At 57.9% G+C, this 20,665-nt stretch carries 18 protein-coding genes; 10 read left to right on the top strand and 8 right to left on the bottom strand.

Going from position 1 to position 20,665, the window contains the following annotated elements; genetic code table 11:
* The first annotated feature begins 1 nt into the window (after window position 1).
* The 4 genes from ABVR31_RS12670 (at window position 2) to ABVR31_RS12655 (ending at window position 5,935) form a co-directional block, all read left to right on the top strand.
* Window positions 2–1,531: an efflux transporter outer membrane subunit gene (locus ABVR31_RS12670; protein WP_021508411.1), complete on the top strand. Its 1,530-nt coding sequence runs from the start codon at window positions 2–4 to the stop codon at window positions 1,529–1,531.
* 243 nt (window positions 1,532–1,774) lie between these two features.
* Entirely contained in the window at window positions 1,775–3,253 is a 1,479-nt protein-coding gene (locus ABVR31_RS12665; protein ID WP_372773052.1) for a sugar porter family MFS transporter, read from the top strand.
* Window positions 3,254–3,682: 429 nt separating this feature from the next.
* On the top strand, window positions 3,683–4,084 hold the full coding sequence (locus ABVR31_RS12660; protein WP_021508409.1) for an H-NS family nucleoid-associated regulatory protein: 402 nt from the start codon (window positions 3,683–3,685) through the stop codon (window positions 4,082–4,084).
* Between the two features lie 258 nt (window positions 4,085–4,342).
* The gene (locus ABVR31_RS12655) at window positions 4,343–5,935 is read left to right on the top strand and encodes an ABC-F family ATPase (RefSeq protein ID WP_031279866.1); all 1,593 of its coding nucleotides are present in this window, start codon (window positions 4,343–4,345) and stop codon (window positions 5,933–5,935) included.
* Between the two features lie 100 nt (window positions 5,936–6,035).
* Here ABVR31_RS12655 and moeB read toward each other — a convergent pair whose 3' ends face one another.
* The 4 genes from moeB to ABVR31_RS12635 form a co-directional block, all read right to left on the bottom strand.
* The gene (gene moeB / locus ABVR31_RS12650) at window positions 6,036–6,797 is read right to left on the bottom strand and encodes a molybdopterin-synthase adenylyltransferase MoeB (protein WP_336700361.1); all 762 of its coding nucleotides are present in this window, start codon (window positions 6,795–6,797) and stop codon (window positions 6,036–6,038) included.
* Complete coding sequence (moeA, locus tag ABVR31_RS12645; RefSeq protein WP_372773050.1) at window positions 6,797–8,032, bottom strand: molybdopterin molybdotransferase MoeA; 1,236 nt, start codon at window positions 8,030–8,032, stop codon at window positions 6,797–6,799. The genes moeB and moeA overlap by 1 nt, the downstream gene beginning before the upstream one ends.
* Window positions 8,033–8,201: 169 nt before the next feature.
* A complete protein-coding gene (locus tag ABVR31_RS12640) occupies window positions 8,202–8,507 on the bottom strand; it encodes a contact-dependent growth inhibition system immunity protein (RefSeq protein ID WP_021508405.1) in 306 nt (101 codons plus the stop codon).
* Window positions 8,507–9,340, bottom strand: coding sequence for an RNase A-like domain-containing protein (locus tag ABVR31_RS12635; RefSeq protein WP_372773048.1), 834 nt, complete (start codon window positions 9,338–9,340; stop codon window positions 8,507–8,509). Before ABVR31_RS12635 ends, ABVR31_RS12640 begins: the two co-directional genes overlap by 1 nt.
* Before the next feature lie 321 nt (window positions 9,341–9,661).
* Between ABVR31_RS12635 and ABVR31_RS12630 the strand changes: the two genes are divergently transcribed.
* The 5 genes from ABVR31_RS12630 (at window position 9,662) to gsiD (ending at window position 15,973) form a co-directional block, all read left to right on the top strand.
* Complete coding sequence (locus ABVR31_RS12630) at window positions 9,662–10,621, top strand: isoaspartyl peptidase/L-asparaginase family protein (RefSeq protein ID WP_104092747.1); 960 nt, start codon at window positions 9,662–9,664, stop codon at window positions 10,619–10,621.
* Between the two features lie 9 nt (window positions 10,622–10,630).
* The gene (gene gsiA / locus ABVR31_RS12625) at window positions 10,631–12,487 is read left to right on the top strand and encodes a glutathione ABC transporter ATP-binding protein GsiA (RefSeq protein ID WP_104187022.1); all 1,857 of its coding nucleotides are present in this window, start codon (window positions 10,631–10,633) and stop codon (window positions 12,485–12,487) included.
* Between the two features lie 64 nt (window positions 12,488–12,551).
* On the top strand, window positions 12,552–14,087 hold the full coding sequence (gene gsiB, locus ABVR31_RS12620) for a glutathione ABC transporter substrate-binding protein GsiB (protein WP_058757797.1): 1,536 nt from the start codon (window positions 12,552–12,554) through the stop codon (window positions 14,085–14,087).
* A gap of 49 nt (window positions 14,088–14,136) precedes the next feature.
* The gene (gsiC, locus tag ABVR31_RS12615) at window positions 14,137–15,057 is read left to right on the top strand and encodes a glutathione ABC transporter permease GsiC (protein WP_372773045.1); all 921 of its coding nucleotides are present in this window, start codon (window positions 14,137–14,139) and stop codon (window positions 15,055–15,057) included.
* Window positions 15,058–15,067: 10 nt separating this feature from the next.
* Window positions 15,068–15,973, top strand: coding sequence for a glutathione ABC transporter permease GsiD (gsiD, locus tag ABVR31_RS12610; RefSeq protein ID WP_058757796.1), 906 nt, complete (start codon window positions 15,068–15,070; stop codon window positions 15,971–15,973).
* 127 nt (window positions 15,974–16,100) lie between these two features.
* On the opposite strand, the gene ABVR31_RS12605 is transcribed toward gsiD, so the two are convergent.
* Window positions 16,101–17,768 (bottom strand): methyl-accepting chemotaxis protein, encoded by a 1,668-nt coding sequence (locus tag ABVR31_RS12605; RefSeq protein ID WP_372773043.1) that lies wholly within the window; start codon window positions 17,766–17,768, stop codon window positions 16,101–16,103.
* A gap of 116 nt (window positions 17,769–17,884) precedes the next feature.
* Between ABVR31_RS12605 and ABVR31_RS12600 the strand changes: the two genes are divergently transcribed.
* A complete protein-coding gene (locus ABVR31_RS12600; protein ID WP_021508397.1) occupies window positions 17,885–18,334 on the top strand; it encodes a DUF4385 domain-containing protein in 450 nt (149 codons plus the stop codon).
* On the opposite strand, the gene rimO is transcribed toward ABVR31_RS12600, so the two are convergent.
* From rimO to ABVR31_RS12585, 3 genes are all read right to left on the bottom strand, one after another.
* On the bottom strand, window positions 18,331–19,656 hold the full coding sequence (gene rimO, locus ABVR31_RS12595) for a 30S ribosomal protein S12 methylthiotransferase RimO (protein WP_372773040.1): 1,326 nt from the start codon (window positions 19,654–19,656) through the stop codon (window positions 18,331–18,333). The two genes, ABVR31_RS12600 and rimO, sit on opposite strands and share 4 nt — an antisense overlap.
* Before the next feature lie 126 nt (window positions 19,657–19,782).
* A complete protein-coding gene (locus ABVR31_RS12590) occupies window positions 19,783–20,148 on the bottom strand; it encodes a helix-turn-helix domain-containing protein (protein ID WP_372773038.1) in 366 nt (121 codons plus the stop codon).
* A 73-nt stretch (window positions 20,149–20,221) separates the two neighbouring features.
* Window positions 20,222–20,482 (bottom strand): type II toxin-antitoxin system RelE/ParE family toxin, encoded by a 261-nt coding sequence (locus tag ABVR31_RS12585; protein WP_031279864.1) that lies wholly within the window; start codon window positions 20,480–20,482, stop codon window positions 20,222–20,224.
* Window positions 20,483–20,665 lie beyond the last annotated feature (183 nt).

Raw genomic sequence — 20,665 nt, 5'->3', positions numbered from 1 at the left:
CATGATCACCTCTTCGCGCGTTACGCCGTCGCTGACGCTGCTGGCGCTGTCCATGCTGCTGGCGGGTTGTGCCGTCGGGCCCGATTATCAGCCGCCGCAGGCGCATACGCCCGGTAGCTACCGTGATTTGCCCTCTCAGGAAGCTTCAAAACCGCTGGCGTCCGCGACCAATCCTTCGTGGTGGAAAAGCTTTAACGACCCGCAGCTCGATAGCCTGATTGAGCGCGCCATCGCCGGCAACCTGACGCTGCAACAGTCGGTGCTGCGCATCGCCGGTGCGCGCGAACAGCTGGCGCAGGCGCGTGGCGGGCTGTTCCCGTCGCTTAACGGCTCGGCCAAAGTAACGCGTCAGCAGCTCGGCCTGAAAGGCATGCTGAAATCCAACGGGGTGTACGATCAGGTGGATGATGACGTGGCGGATCAGCTCAACGGTCTGACCCATTCGGTCACGCTGTATCAGGGCAGCTTTGACGCCAGCTGGGAACTGGATTTATGGGGCAAAGTACGACGCCAGATGGAGATGGCGGACGCGCAGCAGCAGGCGGCGATCGAGCAGCGTAACGATGCGCTGGTGTCGCTGGAAGCTGAGGTCGCGCGCGCGTATCTGCAGCTGCGCGGCGCGCAGGCGGTGCTGGCGACGCTGCAACAGCAGATTAACGTGGCGCAGCAAACCTGGGAGCTGACGCAAAGCCAGCAGCGTAACGGTCTGGCGCCGCTCACCGACGTTGAGAATGCCCGTGCGCAACTGGCCTCCCTCAACGCGCAGCTGCCACAATATCAGGCCCAGGAACGTCAGGCGATGAACGGGCTGGCAGTGCTGCTGGGCAAAACGCCGGGCGCGCTGGATAACGAACTGATGAGCAGCAAAGCGCTGCCGGCGTTGCCGAAGCTGGTGGCGGTGGGCATTCCATCGACGCTGGCGCGTCGTCGTCCGGATATCCGCCAGGCTGAAGCGAATCTGCATGCGCAGACCGCCAATATCGGCGTATCGGTCGCGAACCTGTTCCCCAGCCTGTCGCTCACCGGGCAGCTGGGCGTGCGCAACACCGATGCCAGCTACCTTGACGACTGGAGCAGCCACTTCTTCAGCGTCGGCCCGGCGCTGTCGATCCCGATTTTTCAGGGCGGACGTCTGGTTTCCAGCGTGAAACTGGCGCGCGCGCAGCAGGCGAGCGCGGCGCTCGATTATCGCCAGACGGTACTGACGGCGCTGCAGGATGTGGAAAATGCGCTGGTCAGCTACCGCGCCGATCAGCAACAGGTTACCGCGCTGGATGAGACTACCGGCGCACTGCAGCGCGCCTTTGACCTCGCCAGTGACAGTTACAAACAGGGCATCTCCACCTTCCTTGAGGTGCTGGATGCCCAGCGCCAGCTGGCGCAGTCGCAGGCGCAATCGACGCAGGCGCGCATGCAAAGCGCGCTGGACCTGGTAGCGCTGTATAAAGCGTTGGGCGGCGGCTGGGAGCCGTATCAGCAGGTGACGCTGCCGGACTATGACGTCTTTGGTCCGGCCACCGCCGTCAATTAATCTGCCATCGCTGACCGCATTCACTGCGTGCGGTCAGCGCCTTCCGTGAAATAAATATTCTCCCTTCTGTTTTTTGTGCAAAATTTGCACTGCCTTCTCTGCGCCCCGAATCAGGTTGTGTGATCATTATCTCAATTAAAGGCAAAGGTAATGACCCGTGGCGCAAAATTTAAATTTCATATTTATTTTTTGTGGTGGAAATAATCTATTTTAAAGCTTCTTATCTCAGGAAAGGAGTTGGTTATGTCCCGCGAAACCTGGATGACGCCCAATCCGGCATCAGGGCCAAACAGCAGCACGCGCACCGAGCCTTTTGTGAAAGTCATTGCGCTGATTGCCACCCTCGGTGGTTTGCTGTTTGGCTACGACACCGGCGTGATCTCCGGCGCACTGTTATTCATGGGCGACGATCTGCATCTCACCCCATTTACCACCGGGCTGGTGACCAGCAGTCTGCTGTTTGGCGCGGCGTTTGGCGCACTGGCTTCCGGTCACTTTGCCGCCGCGGTCGGGCGGAGAAAAATTATTCTGATACTGGCGATTATTTTTGCGCTCGGCGCGCTGGGTACCGCACTGGCACCCGATGTCAGCTGGATGATTTTCTTCCGCCTGGTCCTTGGCGTGGCCGTGGGCGGTGCGTCCGCCACCGTACCGGTGTATATCGCCGAAATGGCACCGGCCAACAAACGGGGTCAGCTGGTGACCATGCAGGAGCTGATGATCGTTTCCGGCCAGATGCTGGCCTATATGTCGAACGCCGGCTTCAACGCGGCCTGGGGGGGCGACACGACCTGGCGCTGGATGCTGGCGGTCGCCACGCTGCCGGCGGTGCTGCTGTGGTTCGGGATGATGTTTATGCCGGACACGCCGCGCTGGTATGCCATGAAAGGCCGTCTCGCTGAGGCGCGCAAGGTGCTGGAACGCACCCGCGCGCGCGAAGACGTTGAGTGGGAGATGATGGAGATCGAAGAGACGCTATCGGACGAGCAACAGCAGCGTCCGCGTCTGCGGGAACTGCGCCAGCCATGGCTGATCAAACTGTTCCTGATCGGTATCGGTATTGCCGCCATCCAGCAACTGACCGGCGTGAATACCATCATGTACTACGCGCCGACCATGCTGAAAGCGGTGGGGATGAGCAATGACGCTGCGCTGTTTGCCACCATTGCCAATGGCGCGGTGTCGGTATTAATGACCTTTGTGGGGATCTGGCTGCTGGGGCGCATCGGTCGCCGCACCATGGCGATGATAGGTCAGTTTGGCTGTACCGCCTGTCTGGTGTTTATTGGTACCGTCAGTTACCTGATGCCGGAAACAGTTAACGGTCAGCCGGATATCTTGCGCAGTTATATGGTGCTGCTGGGTATGCTGATGTTTCTGAGTTTCCAGCAGGGCGCGTTATCGCCGGTGACCTGGCTGCTGCTGTCAGAAATTTTCCCGACGCGGTTACGCGGTATTTTTATGGGCGGCGCGGTATTTGCGTTGTGGATCGCCAATTTTCTTATTTCTCTGCTGTTCCCGGTTCTGCTGGCGTCGGTTGGCTTATCCGGCGCGTTCTTTATTTTCGCGCTGATTGGCATAGGCGGCGCGATTTTTGTTATTCGCTGGGTACCGGAAACACGCCATCGTTCGCTGGAGCAGATTGAACATTATTTGCACGACCGGCTGTCTGATGCGCCGGCGCCCCAGGTATTGCGACCGGCAGTGAAGAAAAGCGGATAACCACAGACATACGATTTTTGCATGATGGCCGGTGAACAACCGGCCTTTTTTTATTTATTTAATGGCAAAATGAGATATTGCTCGCATCTGTGACGCTAATGCCATCCGCGTTAAAAACGGATTTTACTTACACTATTAATGTTTTTTTACCTTTATGCTGACTTCTGCCTCAGCGCACAATAAGCGCTAAACGCTTGTTTCCTACGCGTGAATAAGCAATGAAATCGATTCCAGTTCCAGCCGGTGGTACTGAACCGCTGATGTTAATTCACCGTTAATTCACGCCGCACATTGGGTTTAAACGCGCCTGCAAGGAATATGCTAATCCATTCGGATTAATCCGGTCTGCAAAATTAATTTATTTTTTTATTTGAATTGGGTAATCTTGCCACTACAGTTTATTTAACCCCCTTAAGCAAGGACATTGTGATGAGTGACGCATTTAAAGTTCTGAACAACATTCGCACATTACGTGCACAGGCTCGTGAACTGCCACTGAGCGATCTGGAAGAAATTCTGGAAAAATTAACCGTCGTGGTGACTGAGCGCCGCGACGAAGTTGAAGCGGAAGAAGCGCAGAACCGCGAAAAAGAAGAGAAGCTGTCTAAATACCGTGAAATGCTGCTGGCAGACGGTATCGACCCGAACGAATTACTGGGTGCCCTGGAAACCGGTAAAAAACGCGCCAAGCGTGCGCCGCGTCCGGCGAAATATTCTTACACCGACGAAAACGGTGAAGAGAAATCATGGACCGGTCAGGGCCGTACCCCAGCTGCGATTAAAAAAGCGCTGGATGCAGGTAAAAGCCTCGACAGCTTCCTGATCAAATAATCTGCACAATCCTTGTAAGCGGGAGCCGGAGGCGTCAGCGTCTCCGGCTTTTTTATTGGCCTCGCTCCGGGCACGGGCGGCGGTTCATTTCCCGCGCCGTGGATAACCTGTCCGGCACGGTCGCAATTATTTTACCTCTGGCAACAAGGTGTTCTCCGCCTTGCCTCTGCGTATCCGGGTGCAGAGGTGGCTCATCCAGGCCGCTTCTGGCATAATGCCCGCTGTTTTTTCCTCCACTGCGTAACAAAGGTCAATGCCGTGTTAGTTTCCAGCAATATCACTATGCAGTTCGGCAGTAAGCCACTGTTTGAGAATATCTCCGTTAAATTTGGCGGCGGTAATCGTTACGGTTTAATCGGTGCGAACGGCAGCGGTAAATCGACCTTCATGAAAATACTGGGCGGCGACCTGGTTCCGACTAACGGAAATGTTTCCCTCGACCCCAATGAGCGCATCGGTAAGCTTCGCCAGGATCAGTTTGCTTTCGAGCAATATAGCGTGCTGGATACCGTGATTATGGGTCACCAGGAATTGTGGGCGGTGAAGCAGGAGCGCGATCGCATATATGCATTGCCGGAAATGAGCGAAGAGGAAGGCTATAAAGTCGCCGACCTTGAGGTCGCCTACGGTGAAATGGACGGTTACAGTGCCGAATCACGCGCCGGAGAATTATTACTCGGCGTGGGCATTCCGGTGGAGCAGCATTACGGTCCGATGAGTGAAATTGCCCCAGGCTGGAAATTGCGTGTGCTGCTGGCGCAGGCATTATTTGCTAACCCGGATATTTTGTTACTCGACGAACCGACCAACAACCTGGATATTGACACCATTCGCTGGCTGGAGCAGGTGCTTAACGAACGTGACAGTACCATGATCATCATTTCGCATGACCGTCACTTCCTGAATATGGTGTGTACGCATATGGCGGATCTGGATTACGGTGAGCTGCGCGTTTATCCCGGCAATTATGACGAATATATGACGGCGGCGACCCAGGCGCGCGAGCGTTTATTAGCGGATAACGCCAAGAAGAAAGCGCAAATTGCCGATCTGCAATCCTTCGTTAGCCGCTTTAGCGCCAACGCCTCAAAATCGCGTCAGGCCACTTCGCGCGCGAAGCAGATTGATAAAATCAAACTGGATGAGGTAAAAGCCTCCAGCCGTCAGAACCCGTATATTCGTTTCGAGCAGGATAAAAAGCTGTTCCGTAATGCGCTGGAAGTGGAAGCGCTGACCAAAGGATTTGATAACGGTCCGCTGTTTAAAAATCTTAACCTGCTGCTGGAAGTGGGTGAGAAACTGGCCATCCTCGGCGCCAACGGTATTGGTAAATCCACGCTGCTGAAAACGCTGGTCGGTGAACTGCAGCCGGATAGCGGCACGGTGAAATGGTCGGAGAATGCGCGCATTGGTTATTACGCGCAGGATCACGCCGAAGATTTTGCTGACGACCTGAGCGTGTTCGACTGGATGAGTCAGTGGAAGCAGGAAGGTGACGACGAGCAGGCGGTGCGCAGTATTCTTGGTCGTCTGCTGTTCAGCCACGACGACATTAAGAAGCCAGCGAAAGTGCTGTCCGGTGGTGAGAAGGGCCGCATGCTGTTTGGCAAGCTGATGATGCAGAAGCCAAACATCCTGGTGATGGACGAACCGACTAACCACCTGGATATGGAGTCGATCGAGTCACTGAACATGGCGCTGGAGATGTACGAAGGCACGCTGATTTTCGTCTCGCACGACCGTGAGTTCGTCAGCTCGCTGGCGACGCGCGTCATCGAGATGAAAGGCGATCGCATCGTTGACTTCACCGGCAACTACGAAGATTACCTGCGCAGCCAGGGCATCGTCTAACGGCATAGCCGTTTAGCAGCCTCCATCATCAGCGGCGCAATTTATCGCCTGATAAATTGCGCCGCTCAGCAATACCTGACGCTTATGTCACGCCCCGGCGTTATTCCTCACGCTGGCCACACACTTCACACTGCGCATCCTGCGCCACTTTCAGGCTGCGAAACTCGGCGCTCATCGCATCGTACATCAGCAGTCGCGCGCTGGCCGGCTGGCCAAAGGCGCTCAGCACCTTCAGCGTTTCCATCGCCTGCATCGCACCCACCACGCCGACCAGCGGAGCCATTACGCCGGCTTCGACACAGCTCAGCGTCTGCTCGCCGAACAGGCGGCTGATGCAGCGATAGCAGGGCTCGCCGGGCTGCCAGGTAAATACGCTGAGCTGGCCTTCCATACGAATGGCGGCGCCGGAGATCAGCGGCACCCGATGCTGAAAACATCCGCGGTTCACCTGTTCGCGCGTGGTGACATTGTCGCTGCAGTCCAGCACCGCATCGTGACGCGCAATCAGTTCGCCGAGCGCGACTTCATCCAGCTGCGCATCGATCGGCTCCAGCGTGCAGTGTGGATTGAGCGCCGCCAGCTGCTGACGGGCCGAGGCGACTTTTGCCATGCCGATGCGCTCATCGCTGTGCAGAATCTGGCGCTGCAGATTACTCAGGCTGACGCGATCGAAATCCAGCAGCGTCAGATGACCGACGCCGGCGGCGGCAAGATAGGGCGCGGCAGCACAGCCCAGTCCGCCCAGGCCAACGATAAGCACCCGTGAGGCTTTCAGCCGTTCCTGGCCGTCGAAATCGAAGCCGCGCAGCACAATCTGCCGGTTGTAGCGCAGCATCTCTTCATCGCTCAGCTCTGTGTGCATTAGCCCTCCAGCAGGCTGTTGAAGGCCTCGATATCAACCCATTCGCCCGGCTCAACGTCACCACGATCGCGCTCCAGCACAATAAAGCAGTCGGCCAGCGCAAAGGAACTGAACACGTGCGAGCCCTGCGCACCGGTGCTGCGCACTTCCAGTACACCATCATCGCCGCGACTGAGGATGCCGCGCTGAAAATCGAGCCGGCCCGGTGCTTTCTTCAGACGCTGCGTTGCGCGCGCGCGCTGGCGCAGCGGCATGATGCGCGTGGTCTGGCCGGTCAGCGTGGCCAGCAGCGGCTGCACCAGCTGATAGAAGGTCACGGCTGCCGATACCGGATTGCCCGGCAACCCGCAGAACCAGCTGTTGGCCAGACGGCCAAAGGCAAACGGCTTGCCGGGCTTGATCGCCAGTTTCCAGAAGGTAATCGCGCCCAGCTCTTCGAGCATCGCTTTGGTGAAATCCGCCTCGCCCACTGACACGCCGCCGGTGCTGATCACCACATCGGCCTGGCGGTCGGCTTCGCTGAAGGCCTGGCGCAGCTTCGCGGGATCGTCAGCGATCACACCAAGGTCGATCACCTCGCAGCCAAGTTTGCGCAGCATCAGCGCCACGGTAAAGCGGTTGGTGTCATAAATCTGGCCCTCAGCCAGCGGCTGGCCCACCGCCTGCAGTTCGTCACCGGTGGAGAAAATGGCCACGCGCAGCTTACGCAGCACGCTGACCTCCGCAATACCCAGCGACGCCAGCAGCGGCAGCTCCGCGGCACCGAGCCGCACGCCGGCATCCAGTACCTGCTTACCGGCCTGAATATCTTCCCCGATGCGGCGAATATTTTGTCCGGCACGCACTGGCGCGGTGATGACAATGCCGCCGTCACGCGATTCGGTTTGCTCCTGCATCACCACGGCGTCACAGCCGGCAGGAATCGGTGCGCCGGTCATGATGCGAATCACGCTGCCGGCTGGCCACTCGCCATTAAACGGGGCGCCGGCAAACGCTTTGCCCGCTACCGGCAACACGCGGTCAGCGGACAGGTCGCTCAGGCGCAGCGCGTAGCCGTCCATCGCAGAGTTATCGAACGGCGGCACGTCCAGCGGCGAAATCACCGGCTTCGCGGTGATGCGCCCGGCGGCATCGGCCAGCGCGACGCTCAGGCAATCGCTAATCGGTTGCAGCTGCTGCAGCATTTTCTGCTGCGCGTCTTCAAGGGAAATCAGTCCGGCGGTAAAAGGTTCCATGTCCATCTCTGTCGGGTTAAAGGCGAATGCTGCCTATTATGGTGGCTGTTGTCGGCTGAGTCACATGCGAGATTAAAGGGAATGGAAATTAGTGCGCGGTGACGAATCCGCCGGCGAACATGCTTTGTTCAGACTGAAAGTGAGAGTCATGTTAACAACCGTGCTGACGTTATGATGTGAGTGCGGCAGATACTTTCTTATGCACCAGTGACAGAAACGCGCCCGCAGTGGTATCCCAGTTGGCCGGAACAAACTCTCTTTTATAGCGGTCGCGGAAATCAGATTCGACGTCATCGCACTCTGCCAGAAACAGCTCGATGTCTGCCAGCATGGCGTGCAGGTTTCCTTTATGCGCTTCTCTGATATACGCCTCGATTTTGGGCTCGATCTCATCGCCCGGTTCAAACAGGTCATAATCCTGCCCAAACCAGATGCCAATAAAATTATCCAGTTCACTGATACTGATACGGTCCATCATAACTCCGGGAAAGCGGTAATGATAAAGTAAGGTTTGCCGTTGTAGGGCTTAAAATCCAGTATGACGCGAACGGCGTAGCAGGTTTCAACCTCTTCACGCCCTTTACTCACGACTATACCAACCGGATGTGAAAAACGCCGACTCAGGCGCATACGGGCTTGCAAGCCTGGAGGGATATTTTTCACCCACATTTGAATTTGATGCTTATTATCTGCCAGCACCTTACTGATCAGTGCTTCCGCCTCGCTCAGAGACTTAAAGCTACTGGCCTCATCGAGACGAGGCCGGTTACGAAGCCTCTCCCGCAGCTCATCCGGCGTTTTGCCGATATGTCGCTCAATCGTGTGCCCACCGGGTGCTCGCCCTGAAAGCGACTCATGCTCGGCGATTTTGACCCGCCCGGCACGCACCGCGATGACGCGCTCTGCTCCGGCTGCAAAGGCAAATGCCATCGGAATGGCGATATCTACCGTCAGGCCGACATTCATGGCGGTCTGATGGTCAGCGCCGAGCGATTCTGCGAGTGCCACGGCCGAATTAAACGTGTCGGTAGCGACCTGTCTGCCAGTCCATACCTGGCGCAGGCTGGCCTGAAGCGTGTCGAGACCGTGAGTGCCGACAAAGACGCAGCCAGCTTTGGTCAGCAAGGTGGGCTCAGGCACGACGCACAGCGCGCCAGCACCAAAAAGCTCAATCACCCCGCCAGCGAGCCCGAGCCCTCCAAAAATGCGGTTGCTGGTCGTTTCACCCTCGCTGACGCTGCGATCTGAAAGGACAGCTGCCAGCTGCACCGGGGAGAGTGCAATCCTTAGCCCTTTTTCATCTTCCACTGAATATTCCTTTTCATGAATGGGCCTTTAACTTACCCGATTTTTAACCGGCACTGAAGCCATACAGAAAGCAAGGTCAAATAGGTTGTTCACTGCCTTGCCGGTGCCAGACGTAAGCGCGCCAGCCATAATATTAAAGCTGGTGCGTTCTCTCCCTTAATTCACAAAAAAGCATAATCCACATTAAAAGGTTATGACCGCTGATACACTTTCTGCTTTACAAGCAGGGAGGGGCTTCCTATAGTCGAAAATTGCCAAAAAAAGATGAAAACCATTCTAAATCAGTGTTTTTGGCTCTGATTCCTTGACAGGGTAACGGTTATGGCTAAAGCAGTTATCGCAATTCACGGCGGCGCCGGCGCGATTACGCGTGCGGCAATGAGCGCCGAAAAAGAGCAGCACTATCGTCAGCAGCTGGCCGCGATTGTCAGCGCCGGTCAGCAGATTCTGGCCAGCGGCGGTAGCGCGCTGGATGCCGTGACCGAAGCGGTACGGCTGCTGGAAGAGTGCCCGCTGTTCAATGCCGGCAGAGGGGCCGTGTTCACCCATCAGGGCACCCATGAACTGGATGCCAGCCTGATGGATGGCCGTACGCTGGATATCGGCGCCGTCGCTGGCGTCAGCCGTATCCGCAATCCGATTCTTGCCGCGCGTAAAGTGCTGGAAGCCAGTCCGCACGTGCTCTTTATTGGCAGCGGGGCGGAAGCCTTTGCCGCGCAACAGGGCCTGACGCCGGTCGAGCCCGATTTTTTCTCGACGCCAGAACGCTGGGAGCAGCTGCAGCGCGCGCTGGGCAGCGAACAAATGCTGCTGGATCATGATGGCGCGGCGCAGGGGTGCGATCCGCTGGACCCGGATCGCAAATTTGGCACCGTGGGTGCGGTGGCGCTCGATTTGCAGGGTAATCTGGCGGCCGCCACCTCCACCGGCGGCATGACCAACAAGCAGGCGGGCCGCGTCGGCGATTCACCGCTGGCGGGCGCCGGCTGCTATGCCAACAACGCCACCGTGGCGGTCTCCTGTACCGGTACCGGCGAAGTGTTTATTCGTACGCTGGCGGCTTACGATGTCTCAGCGCAGATGGAATATGGCGGTCGTTCGCTGCAACAGGCCACCGCCAGCGTAATTCATGACAAAGTGCAGGAACTGGAGGGCAGCGGCGGGCTGATAGCCGTTGATGCCCACGGCAACGTGGCGCTGCCGTTTAACAGCGAAGGCATGTACCGCGGATTCGCTTATGTGGGCGGCGAGGTTGAGGTGGCGATTTACCGCGACAGCTAAGGAGCAGGCATGACGGATCTACAGCAGCAGTTTGCGCCGCAGCAGGTGCTGGCGGTACGCGATCTCTGCGTGCGCTTTGAGCATGAAGGGCGCGTGACGGACGCCGTGCGGCAGCTTTCGCTCGATCTGCACCGCGGAGAAACGCTGGCGCTGGTGGGCGAATCGGGCTCGGGTAAATCGGTGACGTCGCTGGCGCTGATGCGTCTGATTGCACAGGCCGGCGGCGCGGTCAGCGGTGAAATCCTGCTGCGGCGGCGTAACGGCGAGGTGCTGGATGTGATGCGTGCGTCCGCCAGCCAGATGCGCCGGGTGCGCGGTGCAGACATGGCGATGATCTTTCAGGAGCCGATGACGTCGCTCAACCCGGTGTTCACCGTCGGTGAACAGATCGCCGAATCTATTCGTTTGCATCAGGGTAAAAGTCACCAGCAGGCGCAGGCCGAAGCGCGACGCATGCTGGATCTGGTGCGCATTCCGGAAGCGCACAATGTGCTGTCGCGCTATCCGCATCAGCTCTCCGGCGGTATGCGCCAGCGCGTGATGATCGCCATGGCGCTGTCGTGCAAGCCGGCGTTGCTGATTGCCGATGAGCCGACCACCGCGCTGGACGTCACCATTCAGGCGCAGATTCTGCAGCTGATTCGCGTGCTGCAAAAAGAGATGCAGATGGGCGTCATCTTTATTACCCATGATATGGGCGTGGTGGCGGAGATGGCCGATCGCGTGCAGGTGATGTATCGCGGCGATGTGGTTGAGCGCGCGCCGGTGCAGCAGTTGTTCGACGCGCCGCAGCAGCCGTATACCCGCGCGCTGCTGGCGGCCGTGCCAAAGCTCGGGGCGATGAGCGGCCAGCCGCTGCCGGCGAAGTTTCCGCTGCTGCATACCAACGGCCGCGAAGAGGCCAGCACGCCGCAGGATACCGTGCGTCACGATCGTCCGCCGATTTTACAGGTGCGCGATCTGGTTACGCGTTTTGATATTCGCGGCGGGCTGCTCAATCGGGTGAAGCGTCGCGTCCACGCGGTGGAAAAAGTCAGTTTCGATCTTTATGCAGGCGAAACCCTCGCGCTGGTGGGCGAATCCGGCTGCGGCAAATCCACCACCGGACGCTCGCTGCTGCGGCTGGTCGCCAGCCAGGGCGGCAGCATCACCTTTGACGGCCAGCGCATTGATGCGCTGCAGGGCAGGGCACTGGCCACGCTGCGCCGCGACATTCAGTTTATCTTTCAGGATCCGTATGCGTCGCTCGATCCGCGCCTTACCGTCGGCTTTTCAATTATGGAGCCGCTGCTGGTGCATCGCAGCATGGGGCGCGCGCAGGCAGAGAAACGCGTCGCCTGGCTGCTGGAACGCGTTGGTCTGCTACCCGAACACGCGCAGCGCTACCCGCACGAATTTTCTGGCGGTCAGCGCCAGCGTATCTGCATCGCACGCGCGCTGGCACTCAATCCTAAAGTGGTGATCGCCGACGAATCCGTCTCCGCGCTGGATGTGTCGATCCAGGCGCAGATCATCAATCTGATGCTGGATTTACAGCGTGAATTTGGCATCGCCTTCCTGTTTATTTCGCACGACATGGCGGTGGTGGAGCGCATCAGCCATCGCGTTGCGGTGATGTATCTCGGACAGATTGTGGAGATGGGACCGCGTCAGGCGGTGTTCGAACAGCCGCGCCATCCTTATACCAGAAAACTGATGGCCGCGGTGCCGGTGGCCGATCCGGCGCATCGGCACCGCGAGCGGGCGCTGATGGTCGATGAGATCCCCAGCCCGATTCGCCCGCTGGGTGATGAGCCGGAAGTGGCACCGTTACTGGAAGTGGCGCCGGGCCATTTTGTCGCCCGCCATGCCATTAGCGGCGCCTGAGCAGCAACCAACCGCGCCCTCTGTGCAGGGCGCGCAAGACAGGGACTACAGGAGAACGATAACGATGCACCATATCATGCGAAAAGGGGTTATCACTGCCGGGTTGTTGAGTTCGGCGCTGGCGCTGCCCGCCTGGGCGGCCAAAGATGCGGTGATTGCCGTGGCGTCGACCTTCACCACGCTGGATCCGTACGACGCCAACGACACGCTGTCGCAGGCGGTGGCCAAATCTTTCTATCAGGGCCTGTTCGGCTTCGATAAAGACATGAAGCTGGTCAACGTACTGGCCGAAAGCTATCAGGCCAGCAGCGATGGGCTGACTTACACCATCAAACTGCGTCCGGGTGTGAAATTCCAGGATGGCACGGATTTCAATGCCGAAGCGGTGAAGGTCAACCTCGACCGCGCCAGCAATCCGGACAACCATCTCAAGCGTTATAACCTGTTTAAATATATCGCCACTACCGAAGTGGTCGATCCGTCCACGGTGAAAATTACCCTGAAGCAGCCGTTCTCAGCGTTTATCAACAATCTGGCGCACCCGGCTGCGGTGATGATCTCACCAACCGCGCTGAAAAAATATGGCAAGGACATCGGTTTCCATCCGGTAGGCACCGGACCTTATACCTTTGACACCTGGAACCAGACCGACTTTGTCAAAGTGAAAAAGTGGTCGGGCTACTGGAAACCGGGCTATCCAAAACTCGACAGCATTACCTGGCGTCCGGTGGTGGATAACAACACCCGCGCGGCGATGCTGCAAACCGGTGAGGCCAGCTTTGCTTTCCCGGTGCCGTTAGAGCAGGCCAAACTGCTGCAGGGCAATAGCAAGCTGGATGTGGTGACCACACCGTCGATCATGCAGCGTTACATTAGCCTCAACGTGACGCAAAAGCCGTTCGATAACCCGAAAGTGCGTGAAGCGCTGGAGTACGCCATCAATCGCCAGGCGCTGGCGAAAGTGGCCTTTGCCGGTTACGCCACGCCAGCCACCGGCATCGTGCCGCCGCGCATTGATTTTGCCCAGAGCTATCCGGCCATCAAATACGATCCGGCCAAAGCGCGCGAGTTGCTGAAGGAAGCGGGCTACCCGAATGGTTTCGAAACCACGCTGTGGTCATCGCATAACCACAGCACCGCGCAGAAAGTGCTGCAGTTCACCCAGCAGCAGCTGGCGCAGGTGGGTGTGAAGGTGAAAGTCACGGCGATGGATGCCGGCCAGCGCGCGGCGGAAGTGGAGAGTAAAGGGCAGAAAGAGAGCGGGGTGCGCATGTTCTACACCGGCTGGTCAGCCTCCACCGGCGAAGCCGACTGGGCGCTGACGCCGCTGTTCGCAACCAGCTCGTGGCCACCGGCTATCTTCAACACCGCGTTCTACAGCAACCCGCAGGTGGATAAAGACCTGGCGGATGCGCTGAAGACCACCGATCGCGACCAGAAAGCCAGACTGTATAAAGACGCGCAGGACCGCATCTGGAACGATCACCCGTGGATTCCGCTGGTGGTGGAGCAGCTGCTGTCTGCGAACAATAAAAACCTGACCGGTTTTTACGTCATGCCCGATACCTCATTCAATTTTGATGAGGCGGATCTGAAGTAACAGACGCGGCCAGCCTTACGGGGCTGGCCGATGCTGCGCGGGATTTCGCATGCTCAACTATTTTCTTAAACGCCTGCTCGGGCTGATTCCCACGCTGCTGATTGTCGCAGTGCTGGTGTTCCTGTTCGTGCATCTGCTGCCGGGCGACCCGGCGCGCCTGATTGCCGGACCGGAAGCGGATGCCTCAGTGGTGGCGCTGGTGCGTCAGGAGCTGGGGCTCGATCAGCCGCTGATTCAGCAATTCTGGCACTTTATCCTCAATGCTTTGCAGGGTGATTTTGGTCAGTCGATGGTGTCAAAGCGGCCGGTCTCTGCCGAAATTGCCGCGCGCTTTTTTCCTACTCTGTGGCTGACGCTGAGCAGCATGGTGTGGGCGGTGCTGTTTGGCATGGCGATCGGCATCGCTTCGGCGGTATGGCGCAATCGCTGGCCGGACCGCATCGGCATGACGCTGGCGGTTTCCGGCATCTCCTTCCCGGCGTTTGCGCTGGGTATGCTGCTGATGCAGGTCTTTTCGGTCGAGCTCGGCTGGCTGCCGACGGTGGGCGCCGACAGCTGGCAGCACTATATTCTGCCGTCGATTACGCTCGGTGCCGCCGTGGCCGCGGTGATGGCGCGCTTTACCCGCGCTTCGTTCGTTGAGGTGATGCAGGAAGATTATATGCGCACCGCACGGGCCAAAGGGGTGCGCGAATCGCTGGTGGTGGTCAAACACGGGCTGCGCAATGCCATGATTCCGGTGGTCACCATGATGGGGCTGCAGTTCGGCTTTCTGCTCGGCGGCTCGATTGTGGTGGAAGTGGTGTTTAACTGGCCCGGACTGGGCCGTCTGCTGGTGGATTCGGTGGAGATGCGCGATTACCCGGTGATTCAGGCCGAGGTGCTGCTATTCTCGCTGGAGTTCATTCTGATTAACCTGATCGTCGATATGCTTTACGCGGCGATCAACCCGGCTATTCGCTACAGGTAAGGAGTCGCAATTGAAGAACTGGCGACGCGAGGCGGCACTGAAATCCCTGCCGCTGATGACGGAAAACCGGGTTCGCACGCCGTGGCGTGAATTCTGGCGGCGCTTTCGCCGTCAGCATGTGGCGCTGCTGGCAGGCGCGTTTGTGCTGCTGCTGATTGTGGTGGCGTTTATCGCCCCGTGGATCGCCCCGTTTGATGCCGAAAACTATTTTGACTACGACCGGCTCAACGAAGGGCCGTCGTGGATGCATCTGTTTGGCGTCGATTCCCTTGGACGCGATATCTTCAGCCGGGTGCTGGTCGGCACGCGCATTTCGCTGATCGCTGGCTTCTTCTCGGTGGCGATTGGCACGGTGATCGGCACCGTGCTGGGGTTGCTGGCGGGCTATTACGAAGGCTGGTGGGATCGCATCACCATGCGCATCTGCGATGTGTTGTTTGCGTTTCCCGGCATCCTGCTGGCGATCGCGGTGGTGGCGATCATGGGCAGCGGCATGAGCAATGTGATTGTGGCGGTGGCGATTTTCAGTATTCCGGCATTTGCCCGTCTGGTGCGTGGCAATACGCTGGTGCTGAAACATCAGACCTATATCGAGTCGGCGCGCAGTATTGGTGCCTCCGACTGGACCATTATCATGCGTCACATTTTGCCCGGTACGGTATCGTCGATTGTGGTCTATTTCACCATGCGTATCGGTACCTCGATCATCACCGCCGCCAGCCTGTCCTTTCTCGGCCTGGGCGCGCAGCCGCCGACGCCGGAGTGGGGCGCGATGCTCAACGAAGCGCGCGCCGATATGGTGATTGCGCCGCACGTGGCGATCTTCCCCAGCCTGGCGATTTTTCTCACCGTGCTGGCGTTCAATCTGCTGGGCGACGGCCTGCGCGACGCGCTGGACCCCAAATTGAAGAGCTGAGGGTGAACACCGCATTGCAGTTGTAGCGGCGCGATTCATCGCGCAATAAATTGCGCCGCTACGATAACTGCAATGCCTGGCGTATGACTTTTGTTCAATCCATTGATTTTATTAAAACTTCAGCGCATCAAAACGTTTCCCAGTTATCGTTACCGTGGCTCACCGCCGCGGGCAGAGCGCGGGTCGGGGCGGGCAGCACCGGTTTCACCATCCGCTCGGTTACCGCAGCGGGCGCGCGCGCGCCGGTGTTGAAACGTGCCACCGCCGATGACAATCGGCTGGCCTGCTGCTCCAGCGACGCCGAGGCGCTGGCCGATTCCTGCACCAGCGTGGCGTTCTGCTGCGTCACGCGATCCATCTCATTCACCGCCTGGCCAATCTGGTCAATACCGCGGCTCTGCTCATCGGAAGCCGAGGCAATCTCACCCATGATATCGGTGACGCGCGTCACCGCGCTGACAATCTCCTGCATGGTATCGCCAGCGCTGCTGACCTGCTGCGAACCGAGATCCACGCGCTGCACGGAGTTTTCAATCAGCAATTTGATCTCTTTCGCCGCCTGCGCGCTGCGCTGGGCCAGATTGCGCACTTCGCCTGCCACCACCGCAAAGCCGCGCCCCTGCTCACCGGCACGCGCCGCTTCTACCGCGGCGTTAAGCGCCAGAATGTTGGTCTGGAAAGCGATACCGTCAATGACACTGGTAATGTCGGCGATTTTCTTCGAGCTGTCCGCAATGTCGCGCATGGTTTTCACCACACCTTCCACCACGTTACCGCCTTTGTCGGCGGTGTCCGACGCGGTTTTCGCCAACTGCGTGGCCTGACGCGCGTTGTCAGCATTCTGCTTCACGGTCGCGGTCAGCTGTTCCATGCTGGCGGCGGTCTCTTCCAGTGAGGCAGCCTGCTGTTCGGTCCGCGCCGAGAGATCGTTATTACCGTTGGCGATGGCACTGGCGCTGCCAAAAATGGCATCCGCGCTGTCGCGCACGTTGTTGATGGTACCGAGCAGCGCCTGCTGCATATGGTTCAGGCTGGCGGCAATGGCCGCCATTTCACTGCGGCCTGCCACCTGCAGGCTGGCTGACAAATCGCCTTCGGCAAAGCGCTCGATCTGCTGCTGCACCTGCTGCATCGGTGCCAGCAGCACGCGGCGCACCAGCGTCCATACCGCCGCCACCATCAGCACCACCACCAGCGCGATGACGGCAATCATGATTAGCACCTGCTGATAGTTGCTGTCATTTTGCAGGCTGCGCTGATTGATCAGCTGCATGTTTTCATCGCGCCACTGCTGATAAGCCTGTTCCAGTTCATCCTGCGCCTGCTGCGCATCGAGGTTGCCGTAGGCCGCGTAGTTATTGGCTTTCAGAAACACGGCGGACTGCTGCAGCAGCGCGGCAAACGCTTTGAATTTTTTGTCGATCAGATCGGCGGTCGACGCACTCTGGCCGTCGATGCGCGGATAGCTTCTATACTGATTGAAGTGCTGCTGCGCCGCTTCCAGCGAGGCACCGGATGCCAGCAGCAGCTTGTTGATCGCCGCCAGCGACTGCTCGTCAGTCTGATTTTTCAGAATACGGATCGCCACGCGGTTGATGGTGACGCGGGTTTTCACCAGCGTTTGCCAGCCGTCGCCCAGCTCGCGCTGCTGATGAGACAACTGATTGCTGGCGGTGAAATTATGTTGTCCCGCGCGCAGCGAGGAGAAAAAGAGCGAGCCGGATATGGCCTGCATGGCTGTGAATACCACCAGAATAACCACAATGGCGGTCACAATTTTCATCTTGTTGAACATGTGAGCATCTCTTAGCAAATGAGCCGGTAGTTATGTTATCGGTGGAAAAAAGCATCACTAAAGTGCGGCAGCGAAATAATTCACCGCAGTAATGGTTACGGACAGGAGGCCAGGGGATGAAACCCTTCAATTACCAGCAGGATTTTAAACAGCTCGACTTCCGTCAGCATCCGGAGCTGTATCAGGTCGGACGCGGCGAGCAGGGGGTGCTGATGGTGGAACCTTATAAAAGCGAAATTCTGCCGCACTGGCGCTTTCGCACCGTCGAGCTGGCGCAGCAGTCATCAGAAAAAATCATGCAGCTGTTCGAGGCGTATCGCGCGCAGGATGATTTTGTCGGTATGGATATGGCGCGCAAATTTATTCAGATGGGGTACACCCGCGCGCGCCGCTACAGCAATCATCAGGGCGGACGGAAATACGGTGCCGACGGCAAAGAGCTGCCGCGTACGGTAGAGAAAGAAAAGGCCGCTGCGGCGGCCGTGTTCAAAGCGTGCTGGGACCGGCTGCGCGCCGATAACGATTATCTGGCACGCAAAAAAGCGCACCAGCAAAAGTACGGTTAAACGCGCGAGCCCCACAGGTCGTATTCGTCGGCGTGTTCGACTTTGACCCGCACCACCTCGCCGACCTTCACCTGGCGATCGCCATTCAGGTACACCGCACCGTCGATTTCCGGGGAGTCGGCCATGCTGCGGCCGACCGCGCCTTCTTCATCGACTTCATCAATGATCACCAGAATCTCTCGACCGATTTTCTCCTGCAGACGCTCTGCGGAGATCTGCTGCTGCAGCTGCATGAAGCGATCAAAACGCGCCTGCTTGACGTCGTCCGGTACCTGATCCGGCAGCTGGTTAGCCGTGGCGCCTTCAACCGGGCTGTACTGGAAGCAGCCAACGCGATCGAGGCGCGCTTCACGCAGGAAGTCGAGCAGCATCTGGAAATCTTCTTCGGTTTCGCCCGGGAAACCCACGATGAAGGTGGAACGCAGCGTCAGCTCCGGACAGATTTCACGCCAGCGTTTGATGCGCTCCAGCGTGCGCTCAACCGCGCCCGGACGCTTCATCAGCTTCAGGATGCGCGGGCTGGCGTGCTGCAGTGGAATATCGAGGTAAGGCAGGATTTTGCCTTCGGCCATCAGCGGTATCACGTCATCCACGTGCGGATACGGATAAACGTAGTGCAGACGCACCCAGACGCCGAGTTTCGCCAGCTGCTCACACAGGCTGACCATGCTGGTTTTCACCGGCGAACCGTTCCAGAAACCGGTGCGGTGTTTAACATCGACGCCGTACGCGGAGGTGTCCTGTGAGATCACCAGCAGCTCTTTTACGCCCGCTTCCACCAGACGTTTAGCTTCATCAAGTACCGCGCCAATCGGACGGCTGTCCAGATCGCCACGCATTGACGGGATGATGCAGAAAGTGCAGCGATGGTTACAGCCTTCGGAAATTTTCAGGTAAGCGTAGTGGCGCGGCGTCAGCTTGACGCCCTGTTCCGGCACCAGGCTGAGGAACGGGTTGTGCTCGGGTTTTGGCACGTAAGTGTGCACGTGCGACAGCACCTGCTCGTAGCTGTGCGGGCCGGTGATCTCCAGCACTTTCGGATGCACTTCGCGAATCTGATCCACTTTGGCGCCGAGGCAGCCGGTGACGATCACTTTGCCGTTCTCGTTCAGCGCTTCACCAATCGCTTCCAGTGATTCCTGTACGGCACTGTCAATAAATCCACAGGTGTTAACGATGACGATCTCCGCATCATCGTAGCGTGGCACCACGTCGTAGCCTTCTGTCCGCAGCTCCGTCAGGATGCGTTCAGAGTCAACGAGGTTTTTTGGGCAGCCGAGAGAGACGAAGCCTACACGCGGCGGATTTTTGACATGGCTCATAAGGATAAAAATTCATCATAATTAAGGTGGACAGGAGCGCGATTGTACAGAGGTTGACGGGGAAAATGTATAGGGAAGCACTGTCGAAATCAGAGAAAAAGGCCACGCAAACGGTGGCCGGGGGAATTACAGCAATAATTGTTCCGGACGGCAGCTGTAGAGTCGGGCTAAGCGCTCGCGCGTTTTTTTCTGTGGTTTACTCTCTTTGCGTTCCAGTTGGGAAATTGCGCTTTGCGTGGTCCCTAATTGTTCGGCAACATACTGCTGCGAGAGGTTACGGTAAACACGCCAGGCCGCCTGCAAACTGGTATCCTGGCTGAGCATAATGCCAACCACGTCATGCGGCACGGTTTCATCATCATGTTCATCCGCTTCAATCGCGAGGGTTGTCCAGTTGCTTTCCGCATCTGAAAGCAGCTTTTCATACTCCGCGACAGGCAAAACCACGAATTGCGGTTCGCCTGCTTCATCATAAATATACTGTTTTGACATACGTTATCCGGGTAGCGTCAGGTCGCGGCCAATGTCATCAGGTGCATAGCTGCGGGGTTTCCCCCGCAGAGTATCAGTAAGTATGAGAGGTTCTGCGTGCAACTTCTACAATCTCAAGAACGACAGGCTCTCCCTCTATCAACGCAAAGATAACCCGATAATCGCCCACTCGCAGACGGTAACGATTATCACTCTGCTGCAGCTTCCTGATGTCCAGTGCGACGGCCGGAAAGGCGATCAGCTGGGATGTCTTTTCAAAGATGCTTTTTTGATAGCGTTTGTCGATCTTCATCAGGTGTTTCAGGGCACGTTTAGACCAGGATACTTCAACCACAATGCACCTCTTTTCACCTGCCATCCCTGCAAGGGATAATTAGAAAATAAAGAGTAAATCTAATATTGTCAATCTAATAATCTTATATACAAGGGCAGGGCGGTCACCTGGCGCAACATTTTGTTTGGTGTACGCTTAGTGAGCATGGCGGACATCCGGGTTGTGCAAGCGGGTCGATTTTGC

The sequence above is a fragment of the Pantoea sp. WEP genome, assembly GCF_041678305.1.
In the GTDB taxonomy this organism is placed as follows: domain Bacteria; phylum Pseudomonadota; class Gammaproteobacteria; order Enterobacterales; family Enterobacteriaceae; genus Pantoea; species Pantoea dispersa.
The sequence above is the reverse complement of the archived record's forward strand: the minus strand, read 5'-3'. Positions and strand labels throughout refer to the sequence as shown.